The sequence below is a fragment of the Streptomyces sp. NPDC104309 genome (genome assembly GCF_055584025.1).
Map to the genome: position 1 here is coordinate 56470 of NZ_JBVJMV010000024.1, position 18510 is coordinate 74979.

At 72.2% G+C, this 18510-nt stretch carries 16 protein-coding genes and 1 riboswitch; of the genes, 8 read left to right on the forward strand and 8 right to left on the reverse strand.

Annotated features, from left to right (window positions below):
• Positions 1 to 151: 151 nt before the first annotated feature.
• The 5 genes from cobN to ACZ68L_RS29665 form a co-directional block, all read right to left on the reverse strand.
• Positions 152 to 3817 (reverse strand): cobaltochelatase subunit CobN, encoded by a 3666-nt coding sequence (cobN, locus tag ACZ68L_RS29645; protein WP_469582839.1) that lies wholly within the window; start codon positions 3815 to 3817, stop codon positions 152 to 154.
• 8 nt (positions 3818 to 3825) lie between these two features.
• Entirely contained in the window at positions 3826 to 5367 is a 1542-nt protein-coding gene (locus ACZ68L_RS29650) for a cobyric acid synthase (protein ID WP_469582670.1), read from the reverse strand.
• Complete coding sequence (locus ACZ68L_RS29655) at positions 5364 to 6377, reverse strand: cobalamin biosynthesis protein (RefSeq protein ID WP_469582671.1); 1014 nt, start codon at positions 6375 to 6377, stop codon at positions 5364 to 5366. Before ACZ68L_RS29655 ends, ACZ68L_RS29650 begins: the two co-directional genes overlap by 4 nt.
• 145 nt (positions 6378 to 6522) lie before the next feature.
• Positions 6523 to 6651: riboswitch (cobalamin riboswitch) on the reverse strand.
• 172 nt (positions 6652 to 6823) lie between these two features.
• Positions 6824 to 7054, reverse strand: coding sequence for a hypothetical protein (locus ACZ68L_RS29660; protein ID WP_404246999.1), 231 nt, complete (start codon positions 7052 to 7054; stop codon positions 6824 to 6826).
• A 35-nt stretch (positions 7055 to 7089) separates the two neighbouring features.
• Positions 7090 to 8367 carry an inorganic phosphate transporter gene (locus ACZ68L_RS29665; RefSeq protein ID WP_469582674.1) on the reverse strand — a complete coding sequence of 426 codons (1278 nt, stop codon included), beginning with the start codon at positions 8365 to 8367 and terminating at the stop codon, positions 7090 to 7092.
• A gap of 263 nt (positions 8368 to 8630) precedes the next feature.
• Between ACZ68L_RS29665 and ACZ68L_RS29670 the strand changes: the two genes are divergently transcribed.
• The 3 genes from ACZ68L_RS29670 to ACZ68L_RS29680 all read left to right on the forward strand — a co-directional run bounded on the left by ACZ68L_RS29670 (position 8631) and on the right by ACZ68L_RS29680 (position 11995).
• On the forward strand, positions 8631 to 9290 hold the full coding sequence (locus ACZ68L_RS29670) for a class II aldolase/adducin family protein (protein WP_469582677.1): 660 nt from the start codon (positions 8631 to 8633) through the stop codon (positions 9288 to 9290).
• Positions 9291 to 9371: 81 nt separating this feature from the next.
• On the forward strand, positions 9372 to 10499 hold the full coding sequence (locus ACZ68L_RS29675; protein ID WP_469582680.1) for an alpha/beta hydrolase: 1128 nt from the start codon (positions 9372 to 9374) through the stop codon (positions 10497 to 10499).
• Positions 10500 to 10684: 185 nt separating this feature from the next.
• On the forward strand, positions 10685 to 11995 hold the full coding sequence (locus tag ACZ68L_RS29680) for a hypothetical protein (RefSeq protein WP_469582842.1): 1311 nt from the start codon (positions 10685 to 10687) through the stop codon (positions 11993 to 11995).
• A gap of 48 nt (positions 11996 to 12043) precedes the next feature.
• On the opposite strand, the gene ACZ68L_RS29685 is transcribed toward ACZ68L_RS29680, so the two are convergent.
• A complete protein-coding gene (locus ACZ68L_RS29685) occupies positions 12044 to 12457 on the reverse strand; it encodes a VOC family protein (protein ID WP_469582683.1) in 414 nt (137 codons plus the stop codon).
• 192 nt (positions 12458 to 12649) lie between these two features.
• Positions 12650 to 13540, reverse strand: a complete 891-nt coding sequence (ypfJ, locus tag ACZ68L_RS29690; protein WP_469582686.1) for a KPN_02809 family neutral zinc metallopeptidase — start codon at positions 13538 to 13540, stop codon at positions 12650 to 12652.
• A gap of 269 nt (positions 13541 to 13809) precedes the next feature.
• Between ypfJ and ACZ68L_RS29695 the strand changes: the two genes are divergently transcribed.
• The 3 genes from ACZ68L_RS29695 (at position 13810) to ACZ68L_RS29705 (ending at position 16960) form a co-directional block, all read left to right on the forward strand.
• Positions 13810 to 15408 (forward strand): ABC-F family ATP-binding cassette domain-containing protein, encoded by a 1599-nt coding sequence (locus ACZ68L_RS29695; RefSeq protein ID WP_469582690.1) that lies wholly within the window; start codon positions 13810 to 13812, stop codon positions 15406 to 15408.
• 342 nt (positions 15409 to 15750) lie between these two features.
• On the forward strand, positions 15751 to 15972 hold the full coding sequence (locus ACZ68L_RS29700) for a helix-turn-helix domain-containing protein (protein WP_469582694.1): 222 nt from the start codon (positions 15751 to 15753) through the stop codon (positions 15970 to 15972).
• Positions 15973 to 16168: 196 nt separating this feature from the next.
• Entirely contained in the window at positions 16169 to 16960 is a 792-nt protein-coding gene (locus ACZ68L_RS29705) for an enoyl-CoA hydratase/isomerase family protein (protein WP_469582697.1), read from the forward strand.
• A 51-nt stretch (positions 16961 to 17011) separates the two neighbouring features.
• On the opposite strand, the gene ACZ68L_RS29710 is transcribed toward ACZ68L_RS29705, so the two are convergent.
• Positions 17012 to 17716 (reverse strand): hypothetical protein, encoded by a 705-nt coding sequence (locus tag ACZ68L_RS29710; RefSeq protein WP_469582698.1) that lies wholly within the window; start codon positions 17714 to 17716, stop codon positions 17012 to 17014.
• Between the two features lie 92 nt (positions 17717 to 17808).
• On the opposite strand from ACZ68L_RS29710, the gene ACZ68L_RS29715 reads away from it, so the two are divergent.
• Both ACZ68L_RS29715 and ACZ68L_RS29720 read left to right on the forward strand, forming a co-directional pair.
• Positions 17809 to 18282: an Asp23/Gls24 family envelope stress response protein gene (locus tag ACZ68L_RS29715; RefSeq protein ID WP_469582701.1), complete on the forward strand. Its 474-nt coding sequence runs from the start codon at positions 17809 to 17811 to the stop codon at positions 18280 to 18282.
• A 32-nt stretch (positions 18283 to 18314) separates the two neighbouring features.
• Entirely contained in the window at positions 18315 to 18506 is a 192-nt protein-coding gene (locus ACZ68L_RS29720; protein WP_469582704.1) for a hypothetical protein, read from the forward strand.
• Positions 18507 to 18510 lie beyond the last annotated feature (4 nt).

The following is an 18510-nucleotide window of genomic DNA, read 5'->3' on the forward strand; positions in this document are numbered from 1 at the left end:
GCTGATTCATGGCAGCGCGTTGCGGGCACAGGCTGTGAGTTCGCCATGGTGGAAGCCTGGTCCCCGCCCCAGTGGGGATGGTCCGCGGTCCAGCAATTGCGGACGCAGTTCGCCGTCGTGCTCCCCGCCGCCGCGGGGATTTCATGGGAGATCACTCCTCTCCCTCCAGATCACCCTCGAGCTCGAGGTAGGTCTCCCGGAGCCGGTCCAGGGTCTCCTGGTCCGGCTCGGCCCACAGCCCCCGCTCGGCCGCCTCCAGCAGCCGCTCCGAAATCCCGCGCAGCGCCCAGGGGTTGGACTTCTTCATGAAGTCCCGGTTGGTCTCGTCGAACACGTACTCCGCCGACAGCTTCTCGTACATCCAGTCGTCGACGACCCCCGCCGTGGCGTCGTACCCGAAGAGGTAGTCCACGGTCGCGGCCATCTCGAAGGCGCCCTTGTACCCGTGCCGGCGCATGGCGGCCATCCACCGCGGGTTCACCACCCGCGCCCGGAACACCCGGTGCGTCTCCTCGCCCAGCGTCCGCGTCTTCACCTGGTCGGGCGTGGCGCTGTCGCCGACGTACGCCTCGGGCGACTCGCCGGTCAGATGCCGCACCATGGCGACCATGCCGCCGTGGTACTGGAAGTAGTCGTCGGCGTCGACCAGATCGTGTTCCCTGGTGTCGACGTTCTTCGCCGCCACCGCGATCCGCCGGAACGCCGTCTCCATGTCGCCGCGCGCCGCCCGCCCGTTGAGCCCGCGCCCGTACGCGTAACCGCCCCAGACCGCGTACACCTCGGCCAGGTCGGCGTCGCTGCGCCAGTTCCGCGCGTCGATCAGCGGCAGCAGCCCCGCCCCGTACGCCCCCGGCTTGGACCCGAAGATGCGGGCCGTGGCCCGCCGCCGGTCACCGTGGGCCGCCGTGTCCTCGTCGACGTGCGCCCGGACATGGTTGGCGTCGGCCGGCTCGTCCAGCTCCGCCACCGTCCGGACCGCGTCGTCGATCAGCCCCACCACATGCGGGAACGCGTCGCGGAAGAACCCGGAGATCCGCACCGTCACATCGATGCGCGGGCGCCCCAGCTCACTCACCGGCACGACCTCGAACCCGGTCACCCGCCGTGACGCGTCGTCCCACACCGGTCGGCAGCCGAGCAGCGCCAGGATCTCCGCGATGTCGTCGCCCTGCGTACGCATGGCGGAGGTGCCCCACACGGTCAGGCCGACCGACTTCGGGTAGTCGCCCGTGTCGGCGAGATACCGGGCGATCAGCGAGTCGGCGAGCGACTGACCGACCTCCCACGAGAGCCGCGACGGGATTGCCTTCGGGTCCACGGAGTAGAAGTTGCGTCCCGTCGGCAGCACGTTGACGAGCCCGCGCGTGGGGGAGCCCGACGGACCCGCCGGTACGAAGCCACCGTCCAGGGCCCGCAGGATGTGGTCGATCTCGTCCGTCGTCCGCGCCAGCCGGGGTACGACCTCCTCGCACGCGAAGCCCAGCACGGCCACCGCGTCCGGGAGTTCGGAGCCCAGCACGTCCCGTACCAGCCCCGCCACGGCGGCGATGTCCCAGCCGCGCTCCTCCATGCCCTCGGCGAGTCGGCGGCACAACTGCTCCAGCAGATCGATCGCGTCGGCGCCGGTGCGCGCCGGACCGTCGACCAGCTCGGTCAGCTCGGCCGGCACCTTCACCGCGGCGCCGGGCTCGGCCAGCAACTCCTTCTCGCCGAGCCCGAAGTGCCCGGCGATCGAGGCCCGCAGCCCCGGCAGCGCGTTCGCCGTGCCGCCCCACACCTGGGAGGCGCGCAGCACGGCCAGCACCAGGTTGACCCGCGCCTCGTCGACGGGACCGCCACCGAGGATGTGCAGGCCGTCGCGGATCTGGACGTCCTTGATCTCGCAGAGGTAGCCGTCGATGTGCATGACGAACGAGTCGAAGTCGTCGTCGCCCGGCTGTTCGTCGACATGGAGGTCGTGGTGCAGCTCGGCGGCCTTCACCAGCGTCCAGATCTGTGCCCGCACCGAGGGAGCCTTCGTCGGGTCGAGATCGCTGACCAGCGCGTACTCGTCGAGCAGCTGCTCCAGCTTGGCCAGGTCGCCGTAGGTGTCGGCACGGGCCATCGGCGGCACCAGATGGTCCACCACCGTGGCGTGTCCGCGCCGCTTGGCCTGGGTGCCCTCGCCCGGGTCGTTGACGATGAACGGGTAGATCAGCGGCAGTTCGCCGAGTACGGCGTCCGGGCCGCAGCCCGCGGACAGACCGAGGCCCTTGCCCGGCAGCCACTCCATCGTGCCGTGCTTGCCCATGTGGACGACGGCATCGGCGCCGAAGCCCCCCTCCGATGGTGCGACCTCCAGCCAGCGGTACGTCGCCATGTAGTGGTGCGACGGCGGCATGTCGGGGTCGTGGTAGATCGCGATCGGGTTCTCGCCGAAGCCGCGCGGCGGCTGGATCAGCACCACCACGTTCCCGAACTGCAACGAGGCGAGGACGATGTCGTCCCCGTCCACGTACAGCGAACCCGGCGGCTCGCCCCAGTGCTCCAGCATCGAGTCGCGCAGCTCCGGTTCCAGCGTGTCGAACCAGGCCCGGTAGTCGGCGAGCGGCACCCGCGCGGGTGCCGCGGCGAGCTGCTCCTCGGTCAGCCACTCCACGTCGTGGCCACCGGCGTTGATGAGTCGGTGGATGAGCTCGTCGCCGTTGTCGGGGTGCCCGTCGACCGCGTAACCGGCCTCGCGCAGGGCGTCCAGGACCCGTACCGCCGACGCGGGCGTGTCCAGTCCGACGGCGTTGCCGACACGGGAGTGCTTGGTCGGGTAGGCGGTGAAGACGAGGGCGAGCTTCTTCTCGGCGTTCGTCCTGTGCTTGAGGACGGCGTGGCGCACCGCGATTCCGGCGACACGCGCGGCGCGTTCGGGGTCGGCGCGGTACACCGGCACGTCGTCGGGTCCCTGCTCCTTGAAGGAGAACGGGACGGTGATCAGCCGGCCGTCGAACTCGGGGATCGCGACCTGCATCGCGGCGTCCATGGGGGAGAGCGCGGCGTCCGACGCCTCCCACGCGGCGCGCGAGGAGGTCAGGCACAGGCCCTGGAGCACGGGGACGTTCAGATCGGCCAGCGCCCCGATGTCCCAGGCCTCGTCGTCGCCCCCGGCGGAGGCGTCCGACGCGCGGGTGCCGCCCGCCGCGAGGACCGTGGCGACCAGGGCGTCCGCCCTGCCGAGCAGCTCGTACAGACCGGCGTCCGCGCCGCGCAGCGAACCGCAGTACACCGGCAGGGCGTTGGCGCCACGCGCCTCGACCGCGTCGCACAGCACGTCCACGAACGACGTGTTCCCGGACAGCTCGTGTGCCCGGTAGAACAGCACGCCGACGGTCGGGCGTCCCTCGATGAACTCGCGGTCGCCGTGCAGGCCCCACTCGGGCATCTTCTGCGGCTCGGCGAAGCCGTGGCCGGTCAGCAGGACGGTGTCGGAGAGGAAGCGGGCCAGCTCCACGAGGTTTCCGGGGCCGCCCTCCACGAGGTAGCGCAGCGCCTCGGCGACGACACCGGCGGGTACGGACGACTCGGCCATCAGCTCCGCGTCCGGCACGGCCTCGCCGCCCAGCAGCACGGTCGGGATACCGGACGCGTTGAGGACGGCCAGCCCGTCCTCCCAGGCGCGCTTGCCGCCGAGGAGGCGGACGACGGCGACGGAGGCGCCCTCGATCAGCGCGGGGAGTTCCTCGTGGGCGTCGATGCGGGTGGGGTTGCCGATCCGGTACGGCGCGCCGCAGGCGCGCGCGGCGAGGAGGTCCGTGTCGGCCGTCGACAACAACAGCACGGTGCTCATAGGGGCGTTCATGCGCGTGCTCCAGGTGCTCCGGGGGCGATGAAGGGAAGTCCTGAGGGCGCGCCCGACTCGATGAGCCGGAGCAGCGCGTCGGTGTCCGCGTGTTCTTCGATGAGGTCGCCGAGGCGGTCGAGCTGTTCCTCGCGCAGCACGCCGAAGGAGGTGTCGGGGGCGGGGACGAAGCGCCGTCCGGCGGCGCGCGCGATCTCGGTCAGGAAGCGGCGGCGGAACACGTCGCTCTCCAGCGCGCCGTGCCAGTGGGTGCCCCACACCGCGCCGACCCGGCAACCGTCCAGGCTGCGTCCTCGGTCATCGGAGATGAACGCTGCACCGCCGTGTACGTCCGCGACGCCGTGGTGGATCTCGTACCCCTCGACGGGGGCGCCGAGCGCCTCGCCGACGGGGCGGGCGAGGGTCTTCTCGCGGTCGAAGCGGATGCGTACGGGCAGCAGGCCGAGGCCGTCCACGTGCCCGGCCCGCGACTCGACCTCGTCCTCGATGTGTTCGCCGAGGATCTGGAAGCCGCCGCAGATGCCGAGGACCGGCCTGCCCTCGGCGGCGCGCCGGACCAGGGCGTCGGCGAGACCGCGCTCGCGCAGCCAGGCCAGCGCTTTCACGGTGCCACGGGTGCCCGGCACGATGACGAGGTCGGCGTCGGCCAGCTCCTCGGCGCGGTCCACGAACCGCACGACGACGCCCGGTTCGGCGGCCAGCGCGTCCACATCGGTGAAGTTCGACATCAGAGGCACGGCGCACACCGCCACGCGCAGCACGTCCTCGGCGTGCGGCGGCGCGACGACCGACTCGCGCACGGCCCCGCGCAGCGAGACGCGCAGCCCGTCCTCCTCGTCGATGCCGAGGCCGTGGGCGAAGGGCAGCACCCCGTACGTCCGCCGTCCGGTGATCCCGCGCAGCATCTCCAGGCCCGGCTCCAGCAGCGACACGTCGCCGCGGAACTTGTTGACGAGGTAGCCCGCGATCAGCGACTGGTCCTCGGCGTCGAGCAGCGCCGTCGTGCCGAAGAAGGAGGCGAAGACGCCCCCGCGGTCGATGTCGCCGACGACCACCACCGGGAAGCGGGCCGCGCGTGCGATGCCCATGTTCACGATGTCCGTGCGCCGCAGATTGATCTCGGCCGGACTGCCCGCCCCCTCGCAGATCACCACGTCATAGGTGCCCCGAAGCCGGTCCAGACAGTCCACGACCGTGGAGAGCAGCGCTTCCTGCCGGCCTCCGTGGTAGCCGCGGGCGCTCATCTCGCCGACCGGCCGTCCCATCAGGACGACCTGGCTGGAGCGGTCGCCGCCGGGCTTGAGCAGGACGGGGTTCATCAGCGCGGACGGCTCCACCCGGGCGGCCTGGGCCTGCATGGCCTGGGCGCGCCCGATCTCGGCGCCCTCGCGGGTGACGAACGAGTTCAGCGACATGTTCTGCGCCTTGAAGGGCGCCACCTTCACGCCCCGGCGCACGAGCCAGCGGCAGATGCCTGCCGTGACGACGCTCTTGCCCGCGTCCGAGGTGGTCCCGGCGACCAGCAGTCCGCCGCTCATGTCCGTCTCCGTCCTGCGATCCGGGTGTTCCCCGTGCGCGTTCCCGTGGTCCGGTGTCCCGCGACGCGTCGTGCGGCGAGGCCCGCGCCCAGCCGTCCCGCCACGCACACGCCCAGGGCGAGCGCGCTCACCCGGCGCGACAGCCGTACCGCGCGTTCGATGTCCTCGGTCTCCACCGCCCGGCCCGTCGCCCCGTTGAGGACGGGACGGCGCTCGACCCTCCCGCCGTACGCGAGGGTCCCGCCGAGCCGCACGCCGAGCGCGCCCGCGAACGCGGCCTCCACCGGGCCCGCGTTGGGGCTCGGGTGCTCGGCCGCGTCGGCCCGCCAGGCCCGTACCGCGCCACGTGGCCGCCCCCCGGTGGCCACGGCGAGCAGGGCCGTGAGCCGGGCTCCGGGCCAGCCCGCGACGTCGTCGAGGCGGGCGGAGGCCCAGCCGTAGCGCCGGTGGCGGGGCGACCTGTGGCCGACCATGGCGTCGAGGGTGTTGGCGGCCCGGAAGCCGACGAGCCCCGGCACCCCGGCCAGCGCGCCCCACACCAGGGCGCCGACCACCGCGTCCGAGGTGTTCTCGGCCACGGACTCCACCACGGCGCGGGCGATCTGCGGTCCGTCGAGGGAGTGCGGGTCGCGTCCACAGAGATGCGGCAGCCGCTCGCGGGCCAGTTCGAGGTCACCGGCCGCCAGGGCGTCGCCGATCGTCCGGGCCTCACGCCCCAGGGACGTGCCGCCGACGACGGACCAGGTGGCGGCCGCGGTCAGCGCGACACAGGCGGCGGGACGGCCGCGCACGGCACGGCTGATCAGCGCGGCACCCCCCGCGGCGCCTCCGGCCAGGACAAGGGTGTGCAGTGCGCCCCACCCGCGGTGGTCGCGCCACAGCCGGCGTTCGACGCTCGCCGCGGCCCGCCCGAAGGCGGCGACCGGATGCCCCCTGCGAGGGTCACCGAGCAGCAGATCGCCGATCAGACCGGCCGTGGCGCCGTACGCGAAAATGCGATCGGCACGCACGGCTCAACCGGCCGACGCGCCTCGAAGGACCTTCGTACAGGCGGCTCTCGACGAGAGCGCCACAGCAACGGACGCACGGCAGCCAGGCATGGCGATATGTCCTCACTCAGGGTCCGCGCCCTGGTTCGACGTGACCGGCGACGAGAGTCTCCTGGCTCCCGGATCCGCAGTACCCCCGGCCTTCCAGCCCGCTCGCGCGCGCCGTGACTTCCGGTGTGGGGGACTGCTCCCCGGTGACAGTGGCGGGACCGCGCCGGATTCGCACCGGCTTCCTCTGCTGTCGCCGTAATTGGCTCCGGCAGTCCACCACGCTCCGCGAACGCCCGTCAACTTGCTGTTGACCTGCGGCGGCGCAGTGTGCTGAGGCCCACATCGGGTCGGGCACACCGGAACGGGCCGGACACACGAGGTGTGTCCGGCCCGTCGGGGAGTGCGCGGGGGAGGGGTCAGGCGACGATCAGATAGATCCCGTACGCGACCGCCGCCGCGCACAGCCCGAAGCAGACGTACGCGCCGGCGCGGGCCAGCAGCAGCGAGCCGCCGGAGCCGCCCTGCGCCGCCGGTTCGGGCTGCTTGGAGAGACCGACGATGCCCAGGGTGAAGAGACCCACCAGCGCGACGGTGACGACGAGGGAGACGCCGAAGACGGAGCCGAGGGCTGCCCAGTCGATTTTCATGCTGATTCCTTAGACGGCCGGCCTGGACGGCTGACCTAGACGGTGGCGGGTCGCGCCGGGTCCTGGGGGGTGCCGGCCGGGGCCGGAATGGTGGTCTTGAGGTCCTGGGCCGTTGCCTGGGCCGTCGCCTGGGCCGCGGTGGGCGGCGGGCTGACGGCGGCGATGGCCGTGGTGACGACGCCCGCCGGTTCGGCCGCGCCGTCCGCCGGCGTGACATCGCCGTGGCCGACCGGCTTGCGGCGCGACACCAGCCAGATCGAGCCGGAGCCCGAGACCAGCAGCGCCGCGACGACGACGACACCCCAGGTGCCCTGTTTGGTGAGGAGTTCCGCGCCCGCGCCGACCAGGCCCGCGGCCGGCAGGGTCAGACCCCAGGCGACGAACATCCGGGTGGCGGTGGACCAGCGGACCACGCCGCCCTGACGGCCGAGACCCGCGCCCATCACGGCGCCGGAGCAGGACTGGGTGGTGGAGAGGGAGAAGCCGAGGTGCGAGGAGGCCAGGATGACCGTGGCCGCGCTGGTCTGGGCCGCGAAGCCCTGCGGCGGCCTGAGGTCGGTGAGGCCGCTGCCCATGGTGCGGATGATGCGCCAGCCGCCCAGGTAGGTGCCGAGCGCGATGGCCGTACCGGCGGCGACGATGACCCAGACCGGCGGGTTGGCGCCGGGGTGCAGGACGCCACCGGTGACCAGGGCCAGGGTGATGATGCCCATGGTCTTCTGCGCGTCGTTGGTGCCGTGGGCGAGGGAGACCAGTCCGGCGGAGGCGATCTGACCGGCGCGGTAGCCCTTGGCGGTGGCCTTCTCCTGGGCGTCGTTGCGGATCTTCCCGCCGATCCGGTACGTCAGCCTGGTGGCCAGCAGCGCGGCCAGGCCGGCGACGATCGGGGCGGCGACCGCGGGGAGCAGCACCTTGGTGACGACCGTGCCGCCGTCGACCGACGACCAGCCCGCCGACATCACGGCGGCACCGATCAGGCCGCCGAACAGGGCGTGCGAGGAGCTGGACGGCAGTCCGACCAGCCAGGTCAGCAGATTCCAGAGAATGGCGCCGACGAGTGCCGCGAAGATGACTTCTGTCCGCAACCCGTTCTCGTTGATGATTCCGCCGGAGATCGTCTTGGCGACCTCCACGGACAGGAACGCGCCGACGAGGTTGAGAACGGCGGACATGGCCACCGCTGTCTTCGGTCTGAGCGCACCGGTCGAGATGGTCGTGGCCATCGCGTTGGCGGTGTCGTGGAAACCGTTCGTGAAATCGAACACTAGAGCTGTCACGATCACAATCGCGAGGAGCAGCGTGATGTGTTCCATTTACCCAGGCAATCGTTCGACGTCATTGGCAGGTGGACCGTAGGCAACCTGGGTGAACGGAAGATGAACTGGGGAGGGCACTGTGGTGACTCCAAACGGAGCCGGGTCGCTCTGTTTGTCCTCCCCGGTGTGGCGGGCGCCCGGGACGGGGCCTCAAGGGGCCTGATTTCGGCCCTCGCCACCCCTTTTGCGAACTTCACCGGTTTGTGACTTCTGTGGCCGATCGCATGTCCGTTCGGCTCCCGGGCTGACAGGATCTCCGCATGAGCGAGCAGCAGCGGGACGCGATCGGACGGGCCTGGGACGCGGTCGTCGCCACCGCCCGCCGGACGGCGGCGGACGGCCTCGTCGTGGGAACCTCGGGAAACGTGTCGGCCCGGGTCGGCGGGACGGTCCTGGTCACCCCCAGCGGCGTGCCGTACGAGAGGCTCGGCCCCGAGGACGCCGTCGGTGTCGATCCGGAGGGCAACCGGGTCCTTGGTGAACTGGCCCCGACCAGCGAACTCCCGCTCCATCTCGCGGTCTACCGGAACAGCGACGCGGCCGCTGTCGTGCACACTCACGCGGTGCACGCCACGGCCGTCTCCACCCTGGTCCCCGAGGTGCCCCCGGTGCACTACGCCGCCGCCATGCTCGGCGGCACCGTCCGGGTCGCGGCCTACGCGCGCTACGGAACCGAGGAGCTGGCCGAGAACATGCTCGCCGCCCTGCGGGACCGCACGGGCTGCCTGCTCCAGAACCACGGGACCGTCACCTATGGAGCCACCCTCGAAGAGGCGTACGACCGGACCGCCCAGCTGGAATGGCTCTGCCGGCTCTGGCTCGCCGCGAGCTCCGTACCCGGACGCACCCCGAACCTCCTCTCCACGGCTCAGCTGCGCGACGTCCAGGAAGCTCTGAAGGGATACGGGCAGCCGGGCTGACCCGGCCCGTCCCGCCCCCGCCGGGCCACCGGACGGCCCCGTCGGCTGGCAGGGTGTGGGACACCCCACGACACTGGAGCCGTGCGCCCGGCAACAGTCACGGCAGCAGCCGTCACCACGATCCTCGGCGTCGGTGCGGCAGCGGTCGCCGCCGGCCGGTACGCCAGCGACGCCGCCCTCAGGGCGCCGTCCGGACGACCGCTCCCCGCCGACCGCAGACTCACCGTGCACGCCACGGCCGCCGGGCAGATCACCCTGACCCGCTCCTTCGCCGCCCTGCGGCCCGGCACGTACGGACTGGTGGGCGACGACATCCACGCCGTGGTCGGCCCGGTGATCGAACACGCCCACCACGCCCCCGACACCGTCGTCCGCAGACTGGAACGCGTCAACCGGGGCAGCCTGGAACCCGGCGCCGAGGTCCGGATCACCCCGCAGCTGTACAGCGGCGACCCCTCCTCGGCCCTCGGCCTCGAACACCAGGAGGTCGAGATCCCCGGGGAACTCGGCACCCTGCCCGCCTGGTTCCTGCCAGGCCCCCGCGGCACCTGGGTGATCACCGTGCACGGACTCGGGACCACCAGGGAACACCCCATGAACGTCATGGAGTTCCTGCACGATCTGCGCCTGCCCGTGCTCGACCTCGCCTACCGCGGCGACCCCGGGGCCCCGCGTTCCCCCGACGGCCTCGCCCACCTCGGCGAATCCGAATGGCGCGACCTGGACGCGGCGATCCGCTTCGCCGTGCGGTACGGAGCCGAGAAGGTCGTCCTGCACGGCTGGTCCACCGGCTCCTCGATGGCGCTGCACGCGGCCGTCAACTCCGCGCTGCGCGACCGGATCGGGGGTCTCGTCCTCGACTCCCCGGTCCTGGACTGGGCCACCACGCTGCGCGCGCTGGCCGCGGCCCGCGGTGTCCCCGCCGCGTTGCTGCCGCTCGCCGTCCGGGCCGCGCAGGGGCAGACCGGGGTGCGCGGCGCCCGGCTCCTGGACGGCTCCCTCGCACCGGCGCTGCGTGCCCCGACCCTGATCTTCCACGGCCCGGACGACACCCTGGCCCCCTGGCAGCCCTCCCGCGATCTCGCCGCCCGCCGCCCGGAACTGGTCGCGCTGCACGCCGTACCGCAGGCTCCGCATGCGGCGATGTGGAATGCCGATCCGGTTCACTACGAAGAGGCCCTGCGCCGCTTCCTCACGCCCCTGATGTGAGCTGATGCCAGGGATCGGCCGATTGGTGCCGGAGCCGGCCCGGCACCCCTCCTCCCGCTGATTCGGGTTCCGTTTGGGCTTTCGGGCCGTCAGGGGCAAGACTGCTCCCCGTGACGTCCCGTACTCCGCGCGACTCCAGGCTGCGACTTGTCCGCCCGCGACCCCTCGCCACCGCTCGCAAGGCCGTGACCACCCGGCGCACCAGGCCGGCCCCGCGCCCCCCGGAGGGCACCCCGCCCCGGGCGGAACTGGCCCGTCAGGCCAGGACGGCCCTCGCCGACGCCGTACGGATCGCCCGCTGGGCGGCGGACGGCGCGATCCCCGGCGCTCCGCCGCCGGCCGCCCACGCTCTCGAACGGGCCGCGACGGCCCTGGAGTTGTCCCCGGCCCAGGCGCGCTCCGGCTGGGACCGGGCCCGCCTCGCCGGTCTCGTCGAACTGCACGGGGGCACCGCACGTCCCGGCTGGCGGCTGCGCGCCTGGGACCGCGACGACTCCGCCGTGCTGCGCGGCTGGGTGGCGCTCTTCGACGCCTGGTCGCTCGTCCACCCCGCGCCCGACGGCATCGAGTCCACCGCGGTCGCCGAGGCCGTCGAGGCCGTGCCGCAGGTGCTCTCCCTCCTCCAGCTCTCGGCCGGCCCGGTCACCGTGCCCGCCCTCCTGGACCTTCTCGGCCAGCGCGTCGCGGAACTCCACGAGGAACGCTGCGAGGTGCCGTACGGACCGGAGGCGACGCCCGAGCCGGCCGAAGCCGCCCCCGCGGCGCACCCCGCCGCCCTGGTCGCCCTTCTTCTGGACTGGGCCCTGGAGGGGCTGGCCGCCGTCGGAGCGCTCACCCTGGGCGCCGGGCACGCCACCCTCACCCCGCTCGGCAACTGGGCGGTCTGGGTCAAGCTGGAACAGATCTGCGTCGCGGCCCAGAGCCCGGCCGGGAACATCGAACAGTCCGCCGCCGACATGCTCCTCGGCTGCGCCCGGCTCACCCCCGGCCCGGCCCGCGACGAATACCGCGCCTGGCTCGCCGCCCGCCCCGTCGGCAGCGCCGTCGCCGAACTCCTCGCCGTCGCCCGGGGCGAGGACGCGCTGCTGCGCGGGCTCGCCTTCGAGGCGCTCCGGGTGGTCGGCGCCCCCGCCGAACCCGAGGTGCGCTCCGTCGCCGATGACCCCTCGCTGCGCCCCTACGCGCTGCTGTGGCTGGCCGAGTACGAGGGAACCGACCCCGAGGACGCCCAGGACGTCCTCAGCCGGGAGGAGGCCACCTGGCTCTGGGTGGACACCGCCGCGGCCGTCGCCGACCACGGGGAGACCGGGCTGCTGGTCCGCCATCTCGACTCGGCCGTCCAGGGCACCGTCCCGGCGCTGCTGGACGAGGTACGGGCCGTCGGGCACCCGCGCACCGTGCAGGTCCTGGTCGCCCTGGCCGCCGCGCACCCGGACCCCGCACTGGCCAAAGCGGTGCGCCGGGCCGCGTTCCAGGTGCACACGGGCGGCGCGTAGCACGGTGTTCCCGCGCCGGACGGGCCCGGTCCCGGGCCCGTCCGGCCGTCAGCCGGCCGACCCCGGTGCGTACGTCCCGAAGCTCCACACATTGCCCTCCGCGTCGCGCGCCATGTAGTCGCGCGAGCCGTAGTCCTGGTCCGTGGGCGGCATCAGGATCTCCACCCCGTGCTCCACGGCGCGGGCATGGTGCGCGTCGACCTCGGCCACCACGACGTAGACACCGGCCGGACCCGCGTCCCGCATCGCCTTGGCGAAGGCACCCTCGCGACCCTTGGAGCCCAGCATCACCCTGCCGTTGCCGCAGGACAGCTCCGCGTGGAGCACCTGGCCGTTCTCCCCCTCGTACACCGCTTCCTGGGTGAAGCCGAGGCCCTCGGTCAGCGTCTTGATCGCGGCCTTCGCGTCGTCGTACAGAATCGTCGGATAGATCGTCGGAACGCCGGCCGGTGCGCCTGCCATGGCGCTCACCTCTTCCCGTACTCCTATGAACCGTTTGCCTGAATTCTGTGATCTGCGTCTCAGATCCGCGTCTCAGTCTTCCACCGGCCACGGACAACGGCCCGGCATGGCCCGTCCCGCCCGTCCCGCCCGTCCCGCCCGTCCCGCCCGTCCCGGGGTACCGGCCCCGCGGCCCGGCCCGAACGGCCGGGTTCAGCGGAAGGTGTTGCAGTCGGCCATGTCGCCGCTACGGAAACCGGCGGTGAACCACTGCTGCCGCTGCGCGGCCGAGCCGTGCGTCCAGGACTCCGGCGTGACCCGGCCCTGGAACCCCTCCTGGATCCGGTCGTCCCCGACCGCGGCAGCCGCGTCGAGCCCGTCCCGGATGTCCGACCGCGTCAGCGAGGTGATCAGCGGCCGACCGGTCGACCCGTCGGGCGTCGTCGTCGCGCGATGCGCCCAGACCCCGGCGTAGCAGTCCGCCTGCGGTTCCACCCTGACCGCGTTGCTGTTGGCGCCGGTGCGGCTGTCCTGCGCCCGGCTCAGCGTCCCCATGAGGTCCTGCACATGGTGTCCGTACTCATGGGCGACGACGTACGCCTGGGCGAACGGGCCGCCGCCGGAGCCGAACTTCGTCCGCAGTTCGTCGAAGAACCCGAGGTCCAGATAGACCTGCCGGTCGCCAGGGCAGTAGAACGGCCCGACCGCCGAGGTCGCGGAGCCGCACGCGGTGCCGATCCGGTCGGTGAACAGGACCGTCCGGGCGTCCGTGTACGTTCCGCCCCGCCGCCGGAACTCCTGCCCCCAGTAGTCCTGCACGCTGTTGACCACCGCGACGATCCGGCAGTCCTCCCTGGTGTTCGCGTCCTGCCCGGTCCGGCAGGACCGCTGCACCTGCGCGGCCGAGGAGGCGGTCGCCGTCGTGCCCGAGCCGCCGGACGACAGGCCGAGCTGATCGGGGCCGACACCGAAGAGCAGCCCCAGGACCAGCGCGATGAGCCCCACGATGCCGCCGCCCACGGTGGCCCTGCCACCGGGGACACGGCAGCCACGCACGTCCTGGACCTCGGACGTGTCCAGGTCCGCGTCGTCGTCGAACTGCATGGGGCACCACCTTCTGCTCCGGCCCTGGTGGTCTCACCACCTCCGCCGAGTATTGGGTAGTTCACACCGCAATGCCCTTTTTCGTCGCGCGGTGGAGTGGAGCGGCGGCACTGAGCGAGTTCCGGGCAAGTGCCGCGACCGCATGCGGAAAATCAGTTGCACACCGCCAGTAGAATGACCCGTATGGCAATTCTCTTTGTGCATTAGACGGCGTCGAGACACCTCCGCCCTCGTCCCGTTCGCCGTCCAAACTGCCCTGGAGTTTTACCGTGATCACCGCTTCCGGCATCGAGCTGCGCGCCGGCGCCCGCATCCTCATCGAGTCCGCCTCCTTCCGCATCTCCAAGGGGGACCGCGTCGGCCTCGTCGGCCGCAACGGAGCGGGCAAGACCACCCTCACCAAGTGCCTGGCGGGCGAGGGCAACCCCGCGGGCGGCAGCATCACGCGCTCCGGCGAGGTCGGCTATCTCCCGCAGGACCCGCGCACCGGCGACCTCGACGTACTCGCCCGGGACCGCATCCTCTCCGCCCGCGGTCTCGACGAGATCCTGCGCAAGATGCGTGAGAACGAGGAACGGATGGCGAACGGCAAGGGCGCCACCCGCGAGAAGGCGATGAAGAAGTACGAGCGCCTGGAGACGGAGTTCCTCACCAAGGGCGGTTACGCCGCCGAGGCCGAGGCCGCCACCATCGCCGCCGCGCTCAGCCTGCCCGACCGGGTGCTCGGACAGCCGCTCCACACGCTCTCCGGCGGTCAGCGCCGCCGCGTCGAGCTGGCCCGCATCCTGTTCTCGGACGCCGACATCCTGCTGCTCGACGAGCCGACCAACCACCTCGACGCCGACTCGATCGTCTGGCTGCGCGACTACCTCAAGACCTACCGCGGCGGCTTCATCGTGATCTCCCACGACGTCGAGCTCGTCGAGACGGTCGTCAACAAGGTCTTCTACCTCGACGCCAACCGCTCGCAGATCGACGTCTACAACATGGGCTGGAAGCTCTACCAGCAGCAGCGCGAGGCGGACGAGAAGCGCCGCAAGCGCGAGCGGCAGAACGCCGAGAAGAAGGCCGCGGCCCTCAACTCGCAGGCCGACAAGATGCGCGCCAAGGCCACCAAGACCGTCGCCGCGCAGAACATGGCCAAGCGCGCCGAGCGGCTGCTCTCCGGCCTGGAGGCCGTCCGGGTCTCCGACAAGGTCGCCAAGCTGCGCTTCCCCGAGCCCTCGCCGTGCGGCAGGACCCCCCTGATGGCGGAGGGACTGTCCAAGTCGTACGGCTCGCTCGAAATCTTCACCGATGTGGACCTCGCCATCGACAAGGGCTCCCGGGTCGTCATCCTCGGACTCAACGGCGCGGGCAAGACCACGCTGCTCCGGCTCCTCGGCGGCGCCGAGAAGCCCGACACCGGCCAGGTCATCGAGGGCCACGGACTCAAGCTCGGCTACTACGCCCAGGAGCACGAGACCCTCGACCCGGATCGCTCCGTGCTGGAGAACATGCGCTCCGCGGCGCCCGACCTCGACCTCGTCGACGTCCGCAAGACGCTGGGCTCGTTCCTCTTCTCCGGCGACGACGTCGACAAGCCCGCCGGAGTCCTCTCCGGCGGTGAGAAGACCCGTCTCGCGCTGGCGACCCTGGTGGTCTCCTCCGCCAACGTGCTGCTCCTGGACGAGCCGACGAACAACCTCGACCCGGCCAGCCGCGAGGAGATCCTCGGCGCGCTGCGCACCTACAAGGGCGCCGTCGTCCTCGTCACGCACGACGAGGGGGCGGTCGAGGCCCTCCAGCCGGAGCGCATCATCCTGCTGCCGGACGGGGTCGAGGACCTGTGGGGCGCGGACTACCGGGACCTGGTCGCCCTGGCCTGATCCCCGTCCGGTCACCGTCTGATCCACTCCGTATGGATCATTCGGCCTACGCGTGATCCATCATCTGCGTGAGTACGTCTCGTACCTCGGCGCGGCGCCCGGCAGATACCTGCCGGGCGCACCCGTTCGGGGCCGGCGATCCCCGTGTGGCCCTGACCTGGCGGTTCATCCCGGGCTTGTCCCCACCCCTCGCCACAGCCCCACGGAATGCGGGATTCCGGTCGTGTCGGCCCTTTCCCCGGGCGGTAATCCGGTTGCACGGACCTTGCCGAATGGGTGGCCAGGAAGCTCCCGAGGGGTGATCATGAGAGTCCAGAGCGCACTTCCCATGAGGAGGCACGGGTGGCCGAGACTCTGAAGAAGGGCAGCCGGGTTACCGGCGCCGCGCGCGACAAGCTCGCGGCAGACCTGAAGAAGAAGTACGACTCCGGTGCGAGCATCCGGGCGTTGGCCGAAGAGACCGGCCGCTCCTACGGATTCGTCCACCGGATGCTCAGTGAGGCCGGAGTCACGCTGCGTGGACGCGGCGGAGCTACACGAGGCAAGAAGGCCGCCACGGCCTGACGGCCCTCGGCGGATCGGGGCAGGGCCGTCAGGTCCGTCCCGGGGCTCACCGGTTTCGGCGGTGGCCACCCGGTCGATCGTGATGTCGATCGGGTGGTTACTGTTCAGTCACTTAGGGTCTCTCGTCTGGATCAGGCCTGATCCGAACGAGAGACCCTGGCTCGACCTGCTGACTGACCCGAACCGGAGGCGCTCCATGACCTCGCTCGACTCTGTGCTCGACCAGGACGGCGTACGACTCACCGTCGATGACGCGGTTGCCACGGTGACCCTCACCAATCCGGCCAAGCGCAACGCTCAGTCCCCCGCTCTGTGGCGGGCGTTGACGGAGGCCGGTCGGGCGCTGCCCGGCAGTGTGCGGGTCGTCGTGCTCCGTGGCGAGGGCAAGTCCTTCTCCGCGGGCCTCGACCGGCAGGCGTTCACCCCCGAGGGGTTCGACGGCGAGCCGTCCTTCCTCGACATGGCGCGCGGCCCGGAGACCGAGCTCGACGCGACCATCGCCGAGTACCAGGAGGCGTTCACCTGGTGGCGCCGCAACGACATCGTGTCGATCGCGGCCGTCCAGGGGCATGCGATCGGTGCCGGCTTCCAGCTCGCCCTCGCCTGCGATCTGCGGATCGTCGCCGAGGACGTGCAGTTCGCCATGCGTGAGACCAGCCTCGGTCTCGTCCCCGATCTCACGGGCACCCACCCCCTGGTGCACCTGGTGGGGTACGCCCGCGCACTCGAAATCTGCGCCACGGGCCGCTTCGTGCACGCCGAGGAGGCCGAGCGCACCGGGCTGGCCAACCTCGTGGTCCCCGGCGACGAGCTGGACGCCGCGGCCCGCGACCTGGCCGGCGCGCTGCTGGCCGCCCCGCGCGACGCGGTCGTGGAGACCAAGGCGCTGCTGAGCGGCGCCGGCTCCCGTGGTTACGAGGAGCAGCGCACCGCCGAACGCGCCGCGCAGGGTCGCCGACTGCGCGACCTGGCGGGCATCACCGACTGAGCGCCGACGACCGCCGTCGCGGGGCGGGCGCTTTCGCGCCCCCTCCGGCGGTCAGCCCCGCCCCGCCACCGCCGTGACCAGCACCGCGACCGAGGGGTGTCCGTCCACCGCGGCCGCCACCGCGCCGCGCACCGCACGTGCCACGTCGAGCGCCCGATGGTCCGGGTCCGTCGCCAGCTCGACCCGTACGTGATCAGGCCCGGTGTGCACGGCGTCGCCCAGTACCCGGGTCAGCGTCACGACACCGGGAACAGCCGCGGCGGCGATCCCCGCCGCACCCTGCGGTCTCGCCGTGGGCACGTCGGCCGGTGCGGGCGCCCGCACCGGTCGGGCCGGGGCGTCCAGCAGTTCCGTCACCCGGAGATCGACCTCGGCGACCACCAGGCCCAGCCGCTGCCCGGCCGCCGTCAGCAACGCCGAGCGCAGCGCCGACGCCGCCGCGGGCAGCGGCCGGTCCGACATCGCCGACATGGTCGCCTCCATCCGCAGCGGCCCCGGCGACAGCGCGCTCGGCGGCGGTTCCACCTCCGGGGCCGGGGCCCCGTCCGGATCCGCCACCCGGATCCTGAGCTCCCCGAGCACCGGACCGGGTCCCGGTCCGCCCACCGCGTCACGCAGCACCGCCACCGCGGCCCGCTCCGAGATCCATGCCCCGTCCGCCGGACCGCCCAGCGGAAGCAGCCGGCCCGGTCCGAGCCGTCGCCGAACCGCCGCCGTCCACCCGTCGGCCCTGCGCGGGCTGTCAGCCGTTGTCATTTACCCAGCCTGCCGCATCCATGGCGCGAGACGGGGCAAGCGCACCTAATGTGGGCAACGAGGTCCAACCTGCCCCGAAGGGAAGAGTGGCGATGACCGACACCCCACAGCGGAACCGTCCCGACAGCCCCGACAAGGAAACGAGCACGCTCATCAAGCGCGGCGGCGGAGACCCCGCCACCCGTGGCCGCACGACCATCTCCGACGGTGTCGTCGAGAAGATCGCGGGAATGGCGGCGCGCGACGTGGTCGGCGTCCACGCGATGGGCAGCGGCCTCTCGCGCACGTTCGGAGCGGTGCGCGACCGGGTACCCGGTGGTGGCAGGTCCGTCACCCGCGGCGTGAAGGCGGAGGTCGGTGAATCACAGACCGCGCTCGATCTGGAGATCGTCGTCGACTACGGCGTCTCGATCGGCGATGTCGCCCGCGACGTACGGGAGAACGTGATCGCGGCGGTCGAGCGGATGACCGGCCTGGAAGTCGTCGAGGTCAATATCGCGGTGAGCGATGTGAAGCTGCCCGACGAGCCCGACGACGAGGACCAGCCCGAGCCACGTCTCCAGTAGGCCTCCCACCGGAGGCAGTTGAGGAGCACACGATGAGCATGGCGGTGGTCGGCATGGTGGCCGGCATGGCGCTCGGATTCGCCGGGTACTTCGGCGGATTCGGGGCCTTTCTCCTGGTGGCGGCGCTGGGGGCGATCGGCTTCGTCGCCGGTCGCTTCCTGGAGGGTGACCTGGATCCCGGCGACTTCTTCCGCGGTCGCGAGCGCGGCGACCGCCGGCGGTGACGGC